Origin of the sequence: Streptomyces sp. NPDC059994, from assembly GCF_042737755.1 — a bacterium.
GTDB lineage: Bacteria > Actinomycetota > Actinomycetes > Streptomycetales > Streptomycetaceae > Streptomyces.
The window spans coordinates 1-18,135 of the sequence record NZ_JBHWUR010000137.1 but is presented as its reverse complement, the minus strand read 5'-3'; the positions used below and the strand labels follow the sequence as shown (position 1 = coordinate 18,135).

Sequence of the window (18,135 nt, the reverse complement as noted above, 5' to 3'; positions counted from 1 at the left end):
CGAAGGGGGTCCGGGGCGGAGCCCCGAAGCGGGGTGCAGGGGCCGCAGGCCCCGCAACGGGGTCCGGGGGCGCAGCCCCCGGGAAACCCACCTCACCCCCCACCCGCCCCCGGAGGGTTAAGGGAACGGGCGGGGCGGGGGCTACGCGTCCAGGCCGATGGCGAACGCCGCCTCCAGGTCGTGCTGCGAGTACGTCCGGAACGCCACGTGCGTGTCCGTCGCCTCCACCCCGGGGATCTTGCTGATCCGCCCGGGGATGATGTCCGCGAGGTCGTCGTGGCGGGCCACCCGGACCAGCGCGATCAAGTCATAGGTGCCGGTCACCGAGTACACCTCGCTGACGTTCTCCAGCGACGCGATCGACTCCGCGATCTCGGGAATCCGGTCCACGCTGGTCTTGATGAGCACGATCGCGGTGATCACGGCTGGTTCTCTCCCTCGGTGGCGGCCGACGCGGGTGGCTTCGGTCGTTCAGGTCGTTTCACTCTAGCCGCCCCGCGGAACCGGCCCCAGGCGTAGAGAAACCCCAGGCCGAAGCCGACGAGATGGGCCAAGTACGCCACCCCGGGCCCCGTCGGAGCCGCCCGTACCGCCAGCCACTGCAACACGAACCAGAACACCAGCACCATCGAGGCGGGGAAGCGCAGGGGCAGGAAGAAGAGGAAGGGGAAGAGGCTGGTCACCTTCGCCCGGGGGAAGAGATAGAGGAAGGCGCCCAGGACGGCCGAGATCGCCCCCGACGCGCCCACCAGTGTCTGGTCGGACGACGCGTGCGCCACCGCGTACGCGAGCAGGGCGAGGTAGCCCGCGCCGAGGTAGAACAGCGCGAACCCGATCCTGCCCATGCGCTCCTCGGCCATCACGCCGAAGACGTAGAGGAAGAGCATGTTCCCCAGCAGGTGCAGCCAGTTGCCGTGCACGAAGAGCGCCGTGAGGGGGGTGACGAGCGCGCCGGGGTCACCGGCCGTGAGTTCGTTCGGGATGACACCCCACCGGGCGAAATACGAGCTCTGCGCCGCCAGCAGCGCGTCCCCCGTCCCGTACGAGGGATTCAGGCCGGACACCGGGCTGACGAGGAAGACCAGGCAGCAGAGCGCCAGCACGGTGTAGGTGACCGCGGGGCCCCGTACCACCGCGCCCCGTACGGCGCTCGGCTTGATCATGAACAGAGCATGGCGTAACCGGACCGAACGGTACAGACCGCCTCGCCGTGCCGGGGGGCAGCTGGTAGGCCGTAGGGTTACGGGCAGTACATCCGCAGTTCGACGGCGCACCGCGAGATCCTGGACCATGAACCGACCGCGCATCGAGGCATCGGGCACCGAGCCTCGACGCGGAACCGTGGAAAGAGGTCAGCACCACATGACCAGCGTTCCCCTGCCCACCGCCACCACCCGGTGGCGCTGCACCCTCTGCGGCAATCTGACCCGTTTCGACGTCACCCGCTCGTCGAAGGTCGTCGAGTACGTCCATCTGGACCTCGCCGGAGAGCCGAAGGTCGAGGAACGCGAGGTGGTCAGTGAGACCATCGAGTCGGTGCGCTGCCGCTGGTGCAACGCGGTGGACCAGATCGAGCTGGTGGACAGGCCGGGTACCGGCTCCGAGTGAGCCGCCCCGGTGGGTGACGGACGACAGTTGAGGTGACGGATCGTGGAGCATGCAAGCGGTGCCGAACCGGCCGGTGCGGCCGGTGACGGCCCCGCCGAGGTGCTCGACCGCCCGCTGCCCGAAGGGGTGCGGCGCAGGGTCGTCGCCCTGGTCTCGGACGCCTTCGGTGGGCTGACCGTCGCCGAACTGCCGTCGCAGTTGCGGCAGTACGCCCGTTTCACCCCGACTCGTCGTGCCAAGTTCGCGGGCAACGCCATGGCCGCGACCCTGGAGTCCGACCCGGTCTTCCGCCAGCGGATCGGGGAGCGCCTGAAGGAGGCGCAGCCGGAGCTGGCGGGCGCCCTGGAGTCCGGCGCGCCGCCCGCGGCCGCCGACCCCGTCGACGTGGCGGCCGCCGCGTATGTGCTGCGGCCCACCGGCTGGGTCAAGTTGGTCGCCGCCGCCGGCGAGGAGGCCCTGCGTGCCGACGCCGAGCGCGCCGACGAGGAGGGCCGGCGCGAACTGGAGCGGCTGCGCCAGGAGCTGGCGGAGGCGCACGAGCGGCTGCGCACCGAGCAGGAGGACCTGCGCACCGACCTGGCCGCCGCCCGCAAGGAAGCGGAAGCGCTCCAGCGCAAGCTGCGCAGCGCGCTCAGTGACGTCAAGCGCGGTGAGGCCGCCCTGCGCAAGGTCACCGGTGAGATCGACGGGATCAGAGCGGAGGCGGCGGCCCGGGTGGCCGCCGCCGAGAGCGAGTCGCGGCGGATCAGGACCCGGCTCACCGAGGCCGAGGCGTCCGTCGAGGCGAGCCGGCGCGCGGTGCGCGAGGGCCGCTCGATCGAGGACATGCGGCTGCGGCTGCTGCTCGACACGGTCCTGGACGCGGCGTCCGGGCTGCGGCGCGAACTCGCCCTGCCCCCGGCCTCGGTGCGGCCCGCCGACACCGTGGATGCGGTCGAACCGGGACAGATGACCCCGAAGGACATCGCGGCCAGGGCGCTCTCGGAGACCGATCCGGCGCTCCTGGACCAGCTGCTCGCGCTGCCGCAGGTGCATCTGGTGGTGGACGGCTACAACGTCACCAAGACCGGCTATCCGACGATGCCGTTGGAGAAGCAGCGGCTGCGGCTGCTCGGCGGTCTCTCCGTGCTCGCCGCGCAGACGGGCGCCGAGGTGACCTGCGTCTTCGACGGGGCCGAGCTGGCCGCGCCGGTGCTGCTCGCGCCGCCCCGTGGCGTACGGGTGCTCTTCTCGAAGCCCGGTGTGACCGCCGACGAGCTGATCCGCCAGCTGGTGCGGGCGGAGCCGTCCGGGCGGCCGGTGGTGGTCGTCTCGACCGACCGTGAGGTGGCGGACGGGGTGGCCAAGGCCGGGGCACGGCCCGTTGCGTCCGTCATGCTCCTGAAGCGGCTTTCGCGCGTCTAGTAACTCCTGTGTTCAATGCCCGAATTCGGGTGATCAGTTCCCAGCACTCTGTCAAGTGCCCATTACTACGCGTGGGATGACTGTAAAGAATCCTCCTGTCGACAGGTTTTTTTCCCATCAGGATTTGAACTGATCACAAGAACGTCACTAGGGTCGGGGCTCGAACCTTCACGCGGTTGATCACTCGTCCGGGTGGCCGTGAGGGTCCCGCCGAGTCTGAGCTGTTCGGCGGCTGAGGAAGAAGGAGCTCGCCTTCGTGGCGTCCCACCGTCGACCCAAGCCTGCGAGCCGCACCCGTGTGACCGTGCTCACCGCGACCGCTGCCGCAGCAGTCGCTCTCACGTCCCAGGCCGCGCAAGCGGACCCGAAGCCGTCGAAGAGCGAAGTGAAGTCCAAGGTCGACAAGCTGTACGACGAGGCCGAGCAGGCGACCGAGAGGTACAACGGCGCAAAGGAGAAGCAGGACCAGCTGGAGAAGCAGGTCGGCGCGATCCAGGACAAGGTGGCCCGCGGCCAGGACGAGCTCAACAAGCTCCGCGACGGCCTCGGTTCGATGGCCTCGGCGCAGTACCGCTCGGGCGGCATCGACCCCTCGGTCCAGCTCTTCCTCTCGGCCAACCCGGACGACTTCCTGGACAAGGCGTCCTCGCTGGACCAGCTGAGCGCCAAGCAGACCGAGGCGCTCCAGAAGATCCAGTCGAAGCAGCGCAGCCTGGCGCAGGAGCGCAAGGAAGCCCAGGACAAGCTCAAGGACCTCGCGGACACCCGCAAGGAGCTCGGCACCAAGAAGGCCGAGACCCAGTCCAAGCTCGCCGCCGCGCAGAAGCTCCTCAACTCGCTGACCGCCGCCGAGAAGGCCTCCCTGGCCGCCGACGACGCCCGCGCCAACCGCACCAACGAGCGCGCCGACCTCGGCAACGAGGCCCCCGCCTCCGGCCGCGGCGCCGCGGCCCTCGCCGCCGCCCAGTCCCAGATAGGCAAGCCGTACGTGTACGGCGCCACCGGCACCGCCTCGTTCGACTGCTCCGGGCTCACGTCCTGGGCCTACCGGCAGGCGGGCGTCTCCATACCGCGCACCTCGCAGGCCCAGGCCGGCGCCGGCACCCAGATCGGCCGCAGCCAGCTCAAGCCGGGCGACCTGGTGCTGTTCTACGGCGACCTGCACCACGTCGGCCTGTACGCGGGCAACGGCCAGGTGCTGCACGCCCCCAAGCCGGGCGCCAACGTCCGCTACGAGGCCATGGGCAACATGCCGTTCCAGTTCGGCGTCCGCATCAGCTGACCGCCGGGCCCCGCCGCCCTCCACCGCGTAACGAGTCGATTGCTGTCGCCCTCCGAACGGGCGAATTCCGGCAACGCCCGCTGACGCCACGCCCCGCCGGTGACCTGTGTTCTCCGGCGGGGCGTCACTTTGCGTAGGCACCGGGGTCGTTGGCACGCCGTGGCCGCCCGGCTACTGTCCGGCGTGCGGTGCCCCCGTGACTCTTCCAACTCGTCCGCCCACCCGGGCGGCAGGGGCCGCACCAGCGGAAGGAGTGCGGCTTCCTTGGCGTCCCATCGCCGTCCCACGCAGTCCGGCCTCTCCCAGAGCACCCGGGTCACCGTTCTGTCCGCCGCGGCGGCCACCGCGGCCGCGGCCTTCGCGGCGCCCGCGAGCGCCGACCCGGGCGACACCGGCAAGGAGCGGGTCGACCGGCTCTTCGCGCAGGCGGAGGAGGCCACCGAGCAGTACAACAAGGCGGACGAGCACGCCGACCAGCTGCGCGAGCAGGTCAAGCAGGCCCAGGACAGCGTCGCCCGCGGCCAGGAGCGCATCAACCGCATGAGGGGCGTGCTGGGCGCGATCGCGGGCGCCCAGTACCGCTCGGGCGGCCTGGACCCCTCGCTCGCGCTGCTGCTCTCCGAGGACCCCGACACGTATCTCGACAAGGCCGCCGCCCTCGACCGGATCGGCGAGCGGCAGAGCGCCGAGCTGCGCGAACTCCATCAGGAGCAGCGGCGGATCGGCCAGCAGCGCACCGAGGCCACTCGCAAGCTCGCCGAGCTGGAGCGAAGCCGCGCCGAGGTCGCCCGGCACAAGCGGACCATCGAGTCCAAGCTCGCCCAGGCCCGCCGGGTGCTGCTGGCGCTGCCGACGTCCGAGCGCGCCGCCTTCGACCGGGCCTCGCGCGGCGGGCGCGGCGAACTGCCCGACCTGAGCGGTGCGGTGCCCGCCTCCGGGCGTGCGGCGGCCGCGGTGGCGGCGGCCCGCCAGGCGGTGGGCAGGCCCTACATCTGGGGCGCCAACGGGCCGTCCGGCTTCGACTGCTCGGGCCTGATGCAGTGGTCCTACGCCCATGCGGGCGTGGGGCTGCCGCGCACCTCGCAGGCCCAGCGGTACGCCGGGCACCGGGTCTCGCTCTCCGAGGCGCAGCCCGGGGACCTGGTCGCCTACCGCTCCGACGCCAGCCACATCGCGATGTACGTGGGCAACGGCCAGGTGATCCACGCCCCCTACCCGGGCGCGCCGGTGCGCTACGACCCGGTGGGCATGATGCCCATCTCCTCGATCACCCGCGTGTGAACGTACGATCGGGAGGATGGCGTACGGCCGGCTGAGTGGCAGGTGGCGACGGCGCACGGCGGGATTCGGTCTCGCCGCGCTGCTGTTCGCGTCCGCCTGCTCCGCCCCGGACGCGGCCCCCGACCCGGTCACCGGCCAGGTGCAGCGCACCCTGGACGGGCGGGCGGCCGCTGTCCTCGGGCACGACGAGCGCGGTTATCTGGCCGCGCTGGACCCGGGCGCCGGGACGCTGCGGGACGCCCAGCGCGCCGAGTTCGCCAATCTGCGCCAGGTGCCGCTGGGCGCCTGGGCGTACCGGGTGACCGGGGTCAGCCGCAAGGGCGACCGGGCCACCGCCCAGGTCGAGCTGCGCTACCGGCTCGACGGGTACGACAGCGCGCCGGTGACCTCGGCCAGGGTCGTCGAGCTCGACGAGCGGGCCGGGCGCTGGTACGTGACGGGTGACCGGCCCGGCGAAGGGGCCGCCGAGCCGCTGTGGCAGCAGGGCCCGGTGTCCGTGGTGCGCGGTGCGCACAGCCTGGTCCTCGGCGTCGGCCAGGACCGTCAGGTCCTCCAGCGGATCGCGCACACCGCCGACCGCGCGGTGCCCGCCGTCTCGGCCGCCTGGCCCGGCCGCTGGGCGGGCCGGGTGGTGGTCCTGGTGCCCGCCTCGCTCGACGCGATGGCGGCGCTGCTCGGCGCGCCCCCGGCCTCGTACCGGGGGATCGCGGCGGTGACCACCGGCGAGGCGGGCGGAGCCGGGACGGCGCCCGCGGACCGGGTGATCGTCAACCCCGAGGCGTACGGCGTCCTCGGCGACCTCGGCCGGCGCGTCGTCCTCACCCACGAGACCACCCACGTCGCCACCCGCACCCGGACCTCCTCCACGACCCCGATGTGGCTCTCGGAGGGGTACGCGGACTGGGTCGGCTACCGGGGCACCGGGCGCACCCCCGCCGAGGCCGCGCCGGAGCTCCAGCAGGCGGTGCGGCGCGGCGAGGCGCCCGACGGCCTGCCCGCCGACGCGGAGTTCGGCTTCGAGGGCGGCGCGGACCGGCTGGCGCGCGCGTACGAGGGCGGCTGGCTGGCGTGCCGCATGATTGCCCAGCGCTGGGGCGAGGGGAAGCTCGCCGCCCTCTATACGAAGGTGGGCGGGCAGAAGCACCGCGAGGGCGCGCTGGAGAAGGCGATGAACGAGGAACTGGCCACCACGCCGAAGGAGTTCACGGCCCTGTGGCGCGCCTATGTACGCGACCAGCTGGGCTGACCGGCTGCGCGGGGCTCAGCCCTCCAGCTCCTGGATCGCCTCGGCCGGCCACTTCTTCTCGGCCGTGCCGGCCTCTTCCGGCGGGCGATCCTGAGCATCCCCCGCCGGAAGAGGCCGGGGCTCTCCTCGGCCCGTACGGGCTCGCCGTCGCGGTGGAAGAAGCTCGCCGGGGTGTTGAGGAACGGTGTGAACGACCAGAGCCAACAAGCTCGGTCGTTCACGGCCAAGAAGCTGACCAGCCGGGTGATCGCCGGGTGGAGGGCGCCGTCGCTCACCGGCCGGTCGTGGCCGCTCAGCGTGCGGCGTCGCCCTCCAACTGCCGCTCGCCCTCGGCCTGTCCTGGCTCGGCCTGCCGGGAATCTGTCTGGCGATGGCGCTGTCCATGGGGCTCCGGTGCGCCGCCGTCGCGCGCATGCACCGGTGGCTGCGTACGGCCGGTCAGCGGACCAGGACCGAGAAGACCCTGGTGCGGATCTGCTGAACCGGCGGCGTACGGCCGGGGACCGTACTCCGCCACAGCCGCCGGCACGCGCTCACCGAGGCCACGGCGAGGAGCCCGTTGCGTACGAACAGGAGCAGCACCCCGAGCCAGTCGCTCGCCACCACGTGCGAGAACCAGATCGGGAACTCCAGCAGCGTCACGCCCGCGGCGGCCAGCACCAGGTACGCGGGCCGGGTCATCGGGGCGCCGTGGAAGACCAGGCACACCGCCGCGAGCCCGACCAGCCAGACCAGATACTGCGGGCTGATCACACGGCTGGTGGTGGTGAAGAGCAGCACGGCCGTGAAGGCGGCGTCCACGAGCGTGCTCGGCCCGGTGCGGCGCGCCCGCGGCCGCCACAGGAGCAGCCAGCCGAACGCCACCGCCGTCAGCCCCATCGCCAGGGTGGAGACCAGCGGCACGTACGGGCCGAGGAACTCCACCGACCCGTAGTTCAGCTGCACCCGGCCCCGCCAGCCGAAGTGGCGGGCCACATGGAAGACCAGGGCGCCGAGCGACTCGACCTCGGTGCCGCGGTCGCGCTGGAAGGTGAGGAAGGCGAAGGCGCCGGGCGCGACCGCGTGGCAGCCGAGCAGGAACGCGCCCGCGGTGACGGCCGCCGCCGCCCACGCCCGGCGGGGGGCCCGGGCGAGCAGCAGCACGGGCCAGACCTTGAGCAGGGCGCCGAGCGCGGCGAGCGAGCCGAGGACCCGGGGGTGGCGGACCCCGGCCAGCAGCGCGGCCACCGCGACCGCCGTCACCATCAGGTCGTAGCGCGCGTACGCGGTGGGCCCGAGCAGCGGTACGCCCCAGACCCAGAGCCGGGCGCCCGCGCGCGACTTGCCGGGGCGCCCGGACGCGTGGAGCAGCAGCCCGAGGACCAGCGCGTCGGCGAGCAGCGCGAGGACGAAGAAGCCCGAGGCGTAGTCGAGGAAGGGCACGGCGGCGGGGGAGAGGATCGCGAGCGCGGCGGCCGGCGGGTACTGCCAGGTGACGTCGTCCAGCGGATAGGTGCCGGTCTTCAGGACCTCGTACCAGCCCTGGTAGATGACCGAGACGTCGCTGGTGACGTCAGGGCCCGGGACGAGAAGGACCCGGAAGACGCAGAGCAGCAGCAGACACCGGGTGACGGCGAACACCGCCGCCATGGCCCCGGTGCTCCTCGCGGTCCCTGTGCCGTTTCCAGCCGACATGCCCACCTCGTCCGTAAGACCGGCTTTCTGGAAGTCCGAGCAGCCATGATGCCCGGCGGGGCCGTGCGTGAGCGACGAGGCGGGGCCGTTCGGTACTGTCGGCGGCGATGCACAAGACCTTGATCGTGACCAATGACTTCCCGCCGCGCCCCGGCGGGATCCAGGCGTTCCTGCACAACATGGCGCTGCGCCTGGACCCGGAGCAGCTGGTCGTCTACGCCTCCACCTGGAAGCGGAGCCGGGAGGGCGTCGAGGCGACCGCCGCCTTCGACGCCGAACAGCCCTTCACCGTGGTGCGCGACCGCACCACCATGCTGCTGCCCACGCCCCGGGTGACCCGGCGCGCGGTCGGGCTGCTCAAGGAGCACGGCTGCTCCTCGGTGTGGTTCGGGGCCGCTGCGCCGCTCGGCCTGATGGCGCCCGCGCTGCGCCGGGCGGGCGCGGAACGCCTCGTCGCCACCACGCACGGCCACGAGGCGGGCTGGGCCCAGCTGCCCGGCTCGCGGCAACTGCTGCGGCGTATCGGCGAGGGCACGGACACGATCACCTATCTGGGCGAGTACACCCGCTCCCGGATCGCCACCGCGCTGACCGAGCGGGCGGCCGACCGGATGGTCCAACTGCCGCCGGGCGTCGACGAGAAGACCTTCCACCCGGGCTCGGGCGGCCCCGCGGTGCGCGAGCGCCTCGGCCTGACCGACCGGCCAGTGGTCGTCTGCGTCTCGCGGCTGGTGCCGCGCAAGGGCCAGGACACGCTGATCCTCGCGATGCCCGCGATCCTCGCGCGCGTGCCGGACGCGGTGCTGCTGATCGTGGGCGGCGGCCCGTACGAGACGGAGCTCCACAAGCTCGCCCAGGACACCGGGGTCGCGGACTCGGTCCGCTTCACCGGACCGGTGCCATGGGCCGAACTGCCCGCGCACTTCGGCGCCGGCGACGTCTTCGCCATGCCCTGCCGTACGCGCCGGGGCGGGCTCGACGTCGAGGGCCTGGGCATCGTCTACCTGGAGGCGTCGGCGACCGGCCTCCCCGTGGTCGCGGGCGACTCGGGCGGCGCGCCCGACGCGGTCCTGGACGGCGAGACGGGCTGGGTGGTCCGCGGCGGCTCCGCCGAGGAGTCGGCGGACCGCATCGTCACCCTCCTCCAGGACCCGGACCTGCGCCGCAGGATGGGGGAGCGGGGCCGGGCGTGGGTCGAGGAGAGGTGGCGCTGGGACCTCCTGGCGGAGAAGCTGCGGGAGTTGTTGTGAGGGTAGGGGTCGGGCGGCGGGGGCTGAGGGCACGTGGAGGGGCGCGGGGCGCCGACATCGCGCGGCGCCCGCCGCGCGGGCGCGACCAGGGCGCGTGGTGGCGCGCCCCAACCTCCTAGGGGCGCGGGGCACCGACATCGCGCGACTCCGCCACGCGGGCGGGACAAGGGCACGTGGTGCCGCACCCGCAACCTCCTAGGGGCGCGGGGCGGTGACATTGTGCGGCTCCGCCGCGTGGGCGCGACCAGGGCGCGTGGTGGCGCACCCCGAACCCTCCCAGGGGCGCGGGGCGGTGACATTGTGCGGCTCCGCCGCGCGTGCGCGGCCAGGGCGCGTGGTGGCGCACCCCCAACCCCCCAGCGGTGCGGCTCCGCCGCGTGGGCGCGGCCAGCCCCCCCACTCACCCGCAGGCGAACCCCGGGCCCACCACACTCCCACCCCTGACGGTCACTCAGATTTGAGACAACGTGAACCCTGGGCGGAAGGCCAAATTCCGCCCATGCTGCGCGCATGACACCAAATCTGACGCGCCGTCACCTCCTGGGGCTCGGCGCCCTCCAGACGGCCGCACTCCTGGGCCTCACCCGCATCACACTCAACCCCGCCCGCGCCGCCGAGGCCGCTCCGGCCACGTACACCCCCGCCCTGGTCATCGGCTCCGGCTACGGCGCCGCCGTGGCCGCGCTCCGGCTCGGGCAGGCCGGCGTCCAGACCCTCGTCCTGGAGATGGGCGGACTCTGGGACACCCCCGCCTCCGACGGCAAGGTCTTCTGTTCGACCTCCGCGCCGGACCAGCGCTCCATGTGGTTCCGCACCCGGACCGAGGCACCTCTCGCCACGTTCCTCTGGCTCGATGTCGTCAACAGGAACATCAGCCCCTACCCCGGCGTCCTCGACCGGGTGAACTACGGCGACATGTCCGTGTACGTGGGGCGCGGCGTCGGCGGCGGCTCGCTGGTCAACGGCGGCATGGCCGTCACCCCGCGCCGCGACTACTTCGCGGAGGTCCTGCCGCAGGTCGACGCCGCCGGGATGTACACCACGTACTTCCCGCGCGCCAACGCCATGCTCGGTGTGAACTCCATCGACCCGGCCTGGTTCGAGTCCACCGAGTGGTACAAGTTCGCCCGCACCTCGCGCAAGGCGGCCCAGAAGGCCGGCCTGAAGACCGTCTTCGTGCCCAACGTCTACGACTTCGGGTACATGCGGCGCGAGGCGGCCGGCACCGCCACCAAGTCCGCGCTCGCGGGCGAGGTCATCTACGGCAACAACTACGGCAAGCGGTCCGTCGACAAGACCTACCTCGCCGCGGCCCTCGGCACCGGCAGGGTCACCATCGAGACCCTGCACCACGTCCGCGCGATCCGCAGTCAGCCCGACGGCGGGTACGTGGTCACCGCCGACCGGACCGACCCGGCCGGCAAGGTCGTGGAGACCCGGGAGATCGGCTGCGGGAAGCTCTTCCTCGGCGCCGGCAGCCTCGGCACCACCGAACTGCTGCTGCGCGCCCGCGAGACCGGCACACTGCCCGCCCTCGACCCGGCCGTCGGCACCGGCTGGGGCACCAACGGCAACATCATGACCGCCCGCGCCAACCACATGTGGGACACGGTCGGCGCCAACGAGGCCACCATGCCCGCCCTGGGCATCGACGACTGGGACAACGCCGCCAGCCCGGTGTTCGCCGAGATCGCCCCGCTGCCGATGGGCTTCGAGCACTGGGTGAGCCTGTACCTGGCGATCACCAAGAACCCGCAGCGCGGCACCTTCACGTACGACCCGGCGACCGACTCGGCCAGGCTGAACTGGACGAAGGCGCAGAACCAGCCCTCGGTCGACGCGACCCGCAGGCTCTTCGACCGGATCAACTTCAAGAACGCGACGATCTACCGGTACGACCTGTTCGGCAACAACACGCCGTTCGCGGACGACTTCTGCTACCACCCGCTCGGCGGCTGCCCGTTGGGGCGGGCGACCGACGGCTACGGGAGGGTGAAGGGGTATCCGGGCCTGTACGTCACCGATGGAGCCCTCGTGCCCGGCTCCATCGGCGTCAACCCGTTCGTCACGATCACGGCGCTCGCCGAGCGCAACCTCGAACGCGTCCTCGCGGAGGACTTCGCCGCGTAGGCCCGCGCAGGCCCGCGCAGGCCCGCGTGCGCCTCAGTGGGCGTAGATCGCCTCGATCTCGTCCGCGAAGTCCTTCGCCACGACGTTGCGCTTCAGCTTCAGCGACGGGGTGATGTGCCCCGCCTCCTCCGTGAACTGGGAGGTGAGAATGCGGAATTTCCGCACCGATTCCGCCTTGGAGACCGCGGCGTTGCCGTCGTCCACCGCCCGCTGCACCTCCGCGAGCAGCTCCGCGTCCTGGCGCAGCGAGGCCGCCGTCGAACCGGCCGGCTTGCCGTGGTCCGCGGCCCAGTGGGCCAGGAACTCCTCGTCGAGCGTGACCAGCGCGCCCACGAACGGCCGCCCGTCCCCGACCACCATGCACTCCGCGACCAGCGCGTGCGCACGGATGCGGTCCTCGATCACCGCCGGGGCGACGTTCTTGCCGCCCGCCGTGACGATGATCTCCTTCTTGCGGCCGGTGATCGCGAGGTAGCCGTCCTCGTCGAGGGTGCCGATGTCACCGGTGTGGAACCAGCCGTCGGCCAGCGCCTCGGCGCTCGCCGCCTCGTTGTTCCAGTACCCCGTGAACAGGTGCTCGCCGTGCAGCAGCACCTCGCCGTCGTCCGCGATGCGCACCACCGAACCCGGCAGCGGCTGGCCGACCGTGCCGATCTTCTGCCGGTCCCACGGGTTGAACGCGGTCGCCGCGCAGGACTCGGTGAGGCCGTACCCCTCCAGGACCGTGAAGCCGATGCCCCGGTAGAAGTGGCCGAGCCGCTCGCCCAGCGGCGCGCCGCCGGAGATCGCGTACTCGCCGCGGCCGCCGAGTACCGCGCGCAGCTTGCTGAAGACGAGCCTGTCGAAGACCCGGTGCTTGATCTTGAGGCCGAGGGACGGGCCCTGCGGCGTGCCGAGCGCGCGGCTGTAGGCGATCGCGGTGTGCGCGGCCTTGTCGAAGATCGCGCCCTTGCCGTCCGCCTGCGCCTTGGCCCGCGCCGCGTTGTAGACCTTCTCGAAGACCCGCGGCACACCGAGGATCAGCGTCGGCCGGAACGAGGCCAGCTCGTCGGTGAGGTTCTTGATGTCCGGTACGCAGCCGAGCTTGATCGGCGCCATCACGGACGCCACCTCGACCAGCCGCCCGAAGACATGGGCGGCGGGCAGGAAGAGCAGGACCGAGCACTCGCCGGTGCGGAAGAGCGGCTTGAGGCGCTCCACCACGTTGCCGCACTCCGCGAAGAAGGCGCGGTGGGTGAGCACACAGCCCTTGGGGCGGCCGGTGGTGCCGGAGGTGTAGACGATGGTCGCCGGGTCGTCCGCGTGCGCCGAGGACATCCGCTGGTCGAGCAGCTCGTCGGAGACGTCCGCGCCGGTCGCGGTGAGCTGGGCCACCGCGTCCGCGTCCAGCTGCCAGACGCCCTTGAGGGCGGGCAGCCCGGACTGCACGGAGGTGACGGAGGCCTGGTGCGCCTCGGACTCGACGACGCACAGGGTCGCGCCGGAGTCGCCGAGGATCCACTGGATCTGCTCGGGCGAGCTCGTCTCGTACACGGGGACGGTGACCGCGCCCGCGCTCCAGATGGCGAAGTCGAGCAGCACCCACTCGTAGCGGGTGCGGGAGAGCAGGGCCACCCGGTCGCCCGGCTCGACACCGGCGGCGATGAGGCCCTTGGCCACACCGCGGACCTCGGCGAGGAACTGGGTGGCGGAAACGTCGGTCCAGCGTCCCGCGACCTTGCGGCCCATGACCGCGACATCGGGATGCTGAGCGGCATTGCGGCGGATCAGATCCGTCAGGTTGCCGTCCGTGGGGACCTCGTACAGGGCCGGAAGGCTGAACTCGCGCAAGACTGCTGCTCCTCATCGGGCGCCGGTGCCACGGCTCTGTGTGACGCACCGGCTTGGTCCAAGATCGGGCAGGTGCCCGGAGAACCCGTGGGGGCGGTGCTCCGAGCACGACTGGACTGCCCGGACGTTACCCACCGGTAGTGGGTTCCCGATAGGGGGTCCTGGTCAGATGTTCGCTGCGTCACACGGATTTCGTGCCGCTTCACGCACAGTAGTCCACTCCTTTCGCGACTCGGAAGTAACCGCAGGTCCGGCGCCCTAGGGTGGCTGCATGCGAGTACATGTGATCAGCGATGTGCACGGGAACGCCGAGGGCCTGGCGAAGGCGGGCGACGGCGCGGACGCCCTCGTCTGCCTGGGTGACCTCGTCCTTTTCCTCGACTACGCCGATCACTCGCGAGGGATCTTCCCCGACCTCTTCGGTGTCCGGAACGCGGACCGGATCGTCGCGCTGCGCACCGCCCGCCGCTTCGAGGAGGCCCGTGAGCTGGGCCGCTCGCTCTGGGCCGGACTCGACCGGGAGGCGGCCATCGAGTCGGCGGTCCGCCGTCAGTACGCCGAGATGTTCGCCGCCTTCCCCACCCCGACGTACGCCACCTACGGCAATGTCGACATACCGACCCTCTGGCCGCAGTACGCCGGACCGGGCACCACCGTCCTGGACGGCGAGCGGGTCGAGATCGGCGGGCGCGTCTTCGGCTTCGTGGGCGGCGGGCTGCGCACCCCGATGCGGACGCCCTATGAGGTCTCCGACGAGGAGTACGCGGCCAAGGTCGAGGCGCTCGGCGAGGTCGACGTGCTCTGCTCGCACATCCCGCCGGACGTTCCCGAGCTCTGCTACGACACGGTGCCCCGCCGCTTCGAACGCGGCTCGCGCGCCCTGCTCGAAGCCATCCGCAGGACGAAACCCCGGTACGCCCTGTTCGGCCACGTCCACCAGCCGCTCGCCCGCCGGGTACGGGTCGGCCGCACCGAGTGCGTGAACGTCGGCCACTTCGCCGCCACGTCCCGGCCCTTCGCCCTGGAGTGGTGACCCGGGCTCCGGGCAGAGGCCCCGGCCGCACGCGATAGCCTGCACGTCTACCGACCCCCACACACCGGCCCGCGCACTGGAGGAGCCACGACGATGGCGGAACACACCAGCTCGTCTATCACCATCGAGGCGGCACCGGCCGAGGTGATGGGGGTGATCGCCGACTTCGCCCGGTACTCGGAGTGGACCGGCGAGGTGAAGCAGGCCGAGGTGCTGTCCAAGGACGCCGAGGGCCGGGCCGAGCAGGTCCGCCTGGTGCTCGACGCGGGCGCCATCAAGGACGACCACATCCTCAAGTACACCTGGGACGGCCCCCACAAGGTGAGCTGGAGCCTGGTCAAGTCCCAGATGCTGCGCGCCCTCGACGGCTCCTACAGCCTCGTCGGCGCCCCCGGCGGCCACACCGAGGTCACCTACCAGCTGACTGTCGACGTCAAGATCCCCATGCTCGGCATGATCAAGCGCAAGGCCGAGAAGGTCATCATCGACCGCGCGCTCGCGGGCCTGAAGAAGCGCGTCGAGTCCGGCGCGGCCGGTTCCGCCGACGGGGCCGAGAAGGCCTGACGTGCGTACGGTCCTCGTCACCGGTCCCGGCGGCGCGGGCCGTACCACCGTCGCCGCCGCGACCGCGCTGGCGGCCGCCCGGCGCGGTGAGCGCGTCCTGCTCCTCAGCGGCGACCGCGACGACCCGCTCGCCCGGCTGCTCGGCGGCGAGGAGGTGGCGCGCCTCGACGTCGTACGTATCGACTCCGGCGCCCACTTCCGTACCGAACTGCTCGCCCTCCAGGACCGGGCCGGGACCGTCCTGGAACTCCTGGGCGCCGGCCGCCTCGACGGCGAGGAGCTGACCGAGCTGCCCGGCGCCGAGCAGCTGGCCCTGCTCAAGGCCCTGCGCGAGGCGGCGGCGGGCGACCACGACCTGGTCGTCGTCGACATGCCGCCGGTCCATCAGAGCGTCGCCGCCCTCGCCCTGCCCGGGCAGCTGCGCCGCTATCTGCGCCGCCTCCTGCCGCCCGAGCGCCAGGCCGCCCGCTCGCTGCGCCCGGTCCTCGCCCAGCTCGCCGGGGTCCCGATGCCCGCGCAGTGGCTGTACGAGACGGCCGCCCGCTGGGACGCGGAGCTGGCCGCCGTCGAGGCCGTGGTGGAGGACCCGGCGACGACCGTACGGCTGGTCGCCGAGCCCTCGCCGGCCGCCGCGGCCGCCCTGCGCACCGCCCGCCTCGGCCTCGCCCTGCACGGGGCGGCGCTGGACGCGGTGGTCGCCAACCGCGTGCTGCCCACCGGCTCGGCGGACCCCTTCCTCGCCGCCCTCTCCGGGCAGCAGCAGTGCGTGCTCAAGGAGCTGGCGGAGGAGTTCGCCGCCGTACCGCTGCACGAGGTCCCGCACCTGGGCCGCGACCCCCGGGGCATCGACGAGCTGGATGAACTGATCGACGGGCCGACCGGCGAGATCGGCCTCTTCTCCGAGGACGGCGACGCCTCCGTACGCCCCGGGCCCTGGCACATCGAGGACCGGCTGGCCGACGACGGCGTCCTGGTGTGGCACCTGCCGCTGCCCGGCGCCGCCCGCGACGGGCTCGGCCTGGTGCGGCGCGGCGACGAACTCCTGCTCACCGTCGGCCCGTTCCGCAAGATCACCACCCTGCCCTCCGCGCTGCGCCGCTGCACGGTCTCCGGCGCCGGGCTCACCGGCGGCGTCCTGCGGATCCGGTTCACCCCCGACCCGGATCTGTGGCCCCGCACGCGCTGAACGCCGTACCCCCGTTCGGGTAACGTCGAGAGAACAGACCCTTCTCTTCAGCAGCTGGAGTCCGCCATGAGCGAAGCCACCGAGCCTCCCGCCCCCGACGCGGATGCCTGGGCCGACGCGTGCGCCGAGGACCTCGCCGAGGAGAAGGCGCGCCGCCGCGCCACCTACGGCCCTTCCCCAAGCTCTCGGCTTCGCTCGGGCAGGGGACACCCCATCCCCGGCTCGGCCGCCGAGGAACTGCGCAAGCTGGTCGACGCCGTCGCCGACAAGGTCGCGTCCCTCCAGTCCTCGCTGCCCGGCATGGCCGCGCAGAGCGCCGTACAGCAGCTGATCGGCCAGGCGAAGGCCGTGGTCGAGCCGGTCATCGAGCGCAACCCGCAGGTCTTCGACCACCTCGCCGCGGCCGGTGGCGAGCTGCTCGCGGCCTACCGGTCGGCGGTCGAGGGCCATGAGCGCCGCTGGGCCTCGGACGGGTCCTCGGGCACGGGGCCGGGCCGGTCTTCGGACGGGTCCTCGGGCGAGCCGAAGAAGGACGACGGCGGGACGGGCGCGGGGCCGACCGAGCACATCGACCTGGACTGACTGACGGGTGCCCGCCCTCGGGTACGGTTGGCCTTAGCGGGGCTCGACCGAAAACTGAGGGACTTAATGGGACTCACCATCGGCGTCGACATCGGCGGCACCAAGATCGCGGCGGGAGTGGTCGACGAGGAGGGCCGCATCCTGGAGACGCACACCGTGCCCACGCCGCCGACCGCTGACGCCATCGTGGACGCGATCTGCGCCGCGGTCGAAGGGGCCGGCAAGGGGCACGAGATCGAGGCCGTCGGCATCGGCGCCGCCGGATACGTCGACGACAAGCGCGCCACCGTGCTGTTCGCACCCAACATCCACTGGCGCCACGAGCCGCTGAAGGACAAGGTCGAGCAGCGGGTCGGGCTGCCCGTGGTCGTCGAGAACGACGCCAACGCGGCGGCCTGGGGCGAGTACCGCTTCGGCGCGGGCCAGGGCCACGAGGACGTCATCTGCATCACGCTCGGCACGGGCCTGGGCGGCGGCATCATCATCGGCAACAAGCTGCGCCGCGGCCGCTTCGGCGTGGCCGCCGAGTTCGGCCACATCCGCGTGGTGCCCGACGGGCTGCTGTGCGGCTGCGGCAGCCAGGGCTGCTGGGAGCAGTACGCCTCGGGGCGCGCGCTCGTGCGGTACGCCCGCCAGCGCGCCAACGCGACCCCCGAGAACGCCGAGATCCTGCTCGCCCTCGGGGACGGCACGGTCGAGGGCATCGAGGGCAAGCACATCAGCGCGGCCGCCCGCCAGGGTGACCCGGTCGCGGTGGACTCCTTCCGCGAGCTGGCCCGCTGGGCGGGCGCGGGCCTGGCCGACCTGGCCTCGCTCTTCGACCCCTCCGCGTTCATCGTCGGCGGCGGCGTCTCGGACGAGGGCGAGCTGGTCCTGGACCCGATCCGCAAGTCGTTCCGGCGCTGGCTGATCGGCGGCGAGTGGCGGCCGCACGCGCAGGTGCTGGCCGCGCAGCTCGGCAACAAGGCCGGTCTGGTGGGCGCGGCGGACCTGGCCCGTCAGGGCTGAGCGCCGTCTTCCACACCGTGTTTTCAGGCTGATTGAGCGCCCGCCGCGTCCGTCACG

Annotated in this window: 16 protein-coding genes; 12 read left to right on the top strand and 4 right to left on the bottom strand. The window is 72.6% G+C overall.

Annotated features, from left to right (window positions below; genetic code table 11):
• Positions 1 to 141: 141 nt before the first annotated feature.
• Positions 142 to 423, bottom strand: coding sequence for an Lrp/AsnC ligand binding domain-containing protein (locus ACFWA7_RS36260; RefSeq protein ID WP_361377251.1), 282 nt, complete (start codon positions 421 to 423; stop codon positions 142 to 144).
• Positions 420 to 1,163, bottom strand: coding sequence for a rhomboid family intramembrane serine protease (locus ACFWA7_RS36255; protein WP_385548125.1), 744 nt, complete (start codon positions 1,161 to 1,163; stop codon positions 420 to 422). Before ACFWA7_RS36255 ends, ACFWA7_RS36260 begins: the two co-directional genes overlap by 4 nt.
• Before the next feature lie 199 nt (positions 1,164 to 1,362).
• Here ACFWA7_RS36255 and ACFWA7_RS36250 point away from each other — a divergent pair, with 199 nt between their 5' ends.
• The 5 genes from ACFWA7_RS36250 (at position 1,363) to ACFWA7_RS36230 (ending at position 6,821) form a co-directional block, all read left to right on the top strand.
• Positions 1,363 to 1,608, top strand: coding sequence for a hypothetical protein (locus ACFWA7_RS36250; protein WP_361377245.1), 246 nt, complete (start codon positions 1,363 to 1,365; stop codon positions 1,606 to 1,608).
• Positions 1,609 to 1,650: 42 nt separating this feature from the next.
• Positions 1,651 to 3,012, top strand: coding sequence for an NYN domain-containing protein (locus tag ACFWA7_RS36245; protein ID WP_385548120.1), 1,362 nt, complete (start codon positions 1,651 to 1,653; stop codon positions 3,010 to 3,012).
• A gap of 256 nt (positions 3,013 to 3,268) precedes the next feature.
• A complete protein-coding gene (locus ACFWA7_RS36240; RefSeq protein ID WP_385548117.1) occupies positions 3,269 to 4,294 on the top strand; it encodes an NlpC/P60 family protein in 1,026 nt (341 codons plus the stop codon).
• Positions 4,295 to 4,558: 264 nt separating this feature from the next.
• Positions 4,559 to 5,575: an NlpC/P60 family protein gene (locus tag ACFWA7_RS36235; RefSeq protein ID WP_385548114.1), complete on the top strand. Its 1,017-nt coding sequence runs from the start codon at positions 4,559 to 4,561 to the stop codon at positions 5,573 to 5,575.
• A 16-nt stretch (positions 5,576 to 5,591) separates the two neighbouring features.
• Positions 5,592 to 6,821, top strand: coding sequence for a hypothetical protein (locus tag ACFWA7_RS36230; RefSeq protein ID WP_385548112.1), 1,230 nt, complete (start codon positions 5,592 to 5,594; stop codon positions 6,819 to 6,821).
• A gap of 438 nt (positions 6,822 to 7,259) precedes the next feature.
• Here the strand turns inward: ACFWA7_RS36230 and ACFWA7_RS36225 are convergent, their stop codons facing one another.
• Positions 7,260 to 8,450 (bottom strand): glycosyltransferase 87 family protein, encoded by a 1,191-nt coding sequence (locus ACFWA7_RS36225; RefSeq protein WP_385548109.1) that lies wholly within the window; start codon positions 8,448 to 8,450, stop codon positions 7,260 to 7,262.
• A 152-nt stretch (positions 8,451 to 8,602) separates the two neighbouring features.
• On the opposite strand from ACFWA7_RS36225, the gene ACFWA7_RS36220 reads away from it, so the two are divergent.
• Complete coding sequence (locus ACFWA7_RS36220) at positions 8,603 to 9,745, top strand: glycosyltransferase family 4 protein (RefSeq protein ID WP_385827333.1); 1,143 nt, start codon at positions 8,603 to 8,605, stop codon at positions 9,743 to 9,745.
• Between the two features lie 510 nt (positions 9,746 to 10,255).
• Positions 10,256 to 11,875, top strand: coding sequence for a GMC oxidoreductase (locus tag ACFWA7_RS36215; RefSeq protein ID WP_385548103.1), 1,620 nt, complete (start codon positions 10,256 to 10,258; stop codon positions 11,873 to 11,875).
• A gap of 33 nt (positions 11,876 to 11,908) precedes the next feature.
• Here the strand turns inward: ACFWA7_RS36215 and ACFWA7_RS36210 are convergent, their stop codons facing one another.
• Positions 11,909 to 13,705: an AMP-dependent synthetase/ligase gene (locus ACFWA7_RS36210; protein ID WP_385827331.1), complete on the bottom strand. Its 1,797-nt coding sequence runs from the start codon at positions 13,703 to 13,705 to the stop codon at positions 11,909 to 11,911.
• A 271-nt stretch (positions 13,706 to 13,976) separates the two neighbouring features.
• Here ACFWA7_RS36210 and ACFWA7_RS36205 point away from each other — a divergent pair, with 271 nt between their 5' ends.
• From ACFWA7_RS36205 to ACFWA7_RS36185, 5 genes are all read left to right on the top strand, one after another.
• A complete protein-coding gene (locus tag ACFWA7_RS36205) occupies positions 13,977 to 14,738 on the top strand; it encodes a metallophosphoesterase (protein ID WP_385548097.1) in 762 nt (253 codons plus the stop codon).
• A 93-nt stretch (positions 14,739 to 14,831) separates the two neighbouring features.
• A complete protein-coding gene (locus ACFWA7_RS36200; RefSeq protein WP_385548094.1) occupies positions 14,832 to 15,302 on the top strand; it encodes an SRPBCC family protein in 471 nt (156 codons plus the stop codon).
• A gap of 1 nt (position 15,303) precedes the next feature.
• Positions 15,304 to 16,488: an ArsA family ATPase gene (locus tag ACFWA7_RS36195; RefSeq protein ID WP_385548091.1), complete on the top strand. Its 1,185-nt coding sequence runs from the start codon at positions 15,304 to 15,306 to the stop codon at positions 16,486 to 16,488.
• A gap of 66 nt (positions 16,489 to 16,554) precedes the next feature.
• Complete coding sequence (locus ACFWA7_RS36190) at positions 16,555 to 17,070, top strand: DUF5304 domain-containing protein (RefSeq protein ID WP_385827329.1); 516 nt, start codon at positions 16,555 to 16,557, stop codon at positions 17,068 to 17,070.
• 66 nt (positions 17,071 to 17,136) lie between these two features.
• Positions 17,137 to 18,078, top strand: a complete 942-nt coding sequence (locus tag ACFWA7_RS36185) for an ROK family glucokinase (protein WP_385548085.1) — start codon at positions 17,137 to 17,139, stop codon at positions 18,076 to 18,078.
• Positions 18,079 to 18,135 lie beyond the last annotated feature (57 nt).

Excerpts from the sequence above, each read along its gene's own strand:
- ACFWA7_RS36215 (WP_385548103.1), top strand. The coding sequence starts at position 10,256 with ATGACACCAAATCTGACGCGCCGTCACCTCCTGGGGCTCGGCGCCCTC.
- ACFWA7_RS36200 (WP_385548094.1), top strand. The coding sequence starts at position 14,832 with ATGGCGGAACACACCAGCTCGTCTATCACCATCGAGGCGGCACCGGCC.
- ACFWA7_RS36250 (WP_361377245.1), top strand. The coding sequence starts at position 1,363 with ATGACCAGCGTTCCCCTGCCCACCGCCACCACCCGGTGGCGCTGCACC.
- ACFWA7_RS36185 (WP_385548085.1), top strand. The coding sequence starts at position 17,137 with ATGGGACTCACCATCGGCGTCGACATCGGCGGCACCAAGATCGCGGCG.
- ACFWA7_RS36205 (WP_385548097.1), top strand. The coding sequence starts at position 13,977 with ATGCGAGTACATGTGATCAGCGATGTGCACGGGAACGCCGAGGGCCTG.
- ACFWA7_RS36255 (WP_385548125.1), bottom strand. The coding sequence starts at position 1,163 with ATGATCAAGCCGAGCGCCGTACGGGGCGCGGTGGTACGGGGCCCCGCG.
- ACFWA7_RS36230 (WP_385548112.1), top strand. The coding sequence starts at position 5,592 with ATGGCGTACGGCCGGCTGAGTGGCAGGTGGCGACGGCGCACGGCGGGA.
- ACFWA7_RS36190 (WP_385827329.1), top strand. The coding sequence starts at position 16,555 with ATGAGCGAAGCCACCGAGCCTCCCGCCCCCGACGCGGATGCCTGGGCC.
- ACFWA7_RS36220 (WP_385827333.1), top strand. The coding sequence starts at position 8,603 with ATGCACAAGACCTTGATCGTGACCAATGACTTCCCGCCGCGCCCCGGC.
- ACFWA7_RS36225 (WP_385548109.1), bottom strand. The coding sequence starts at position 8,450 with ATGGCGGCGGTGTTCGCCGTCACCCGGTGTCTGCTGCTGCTCTGCGTC.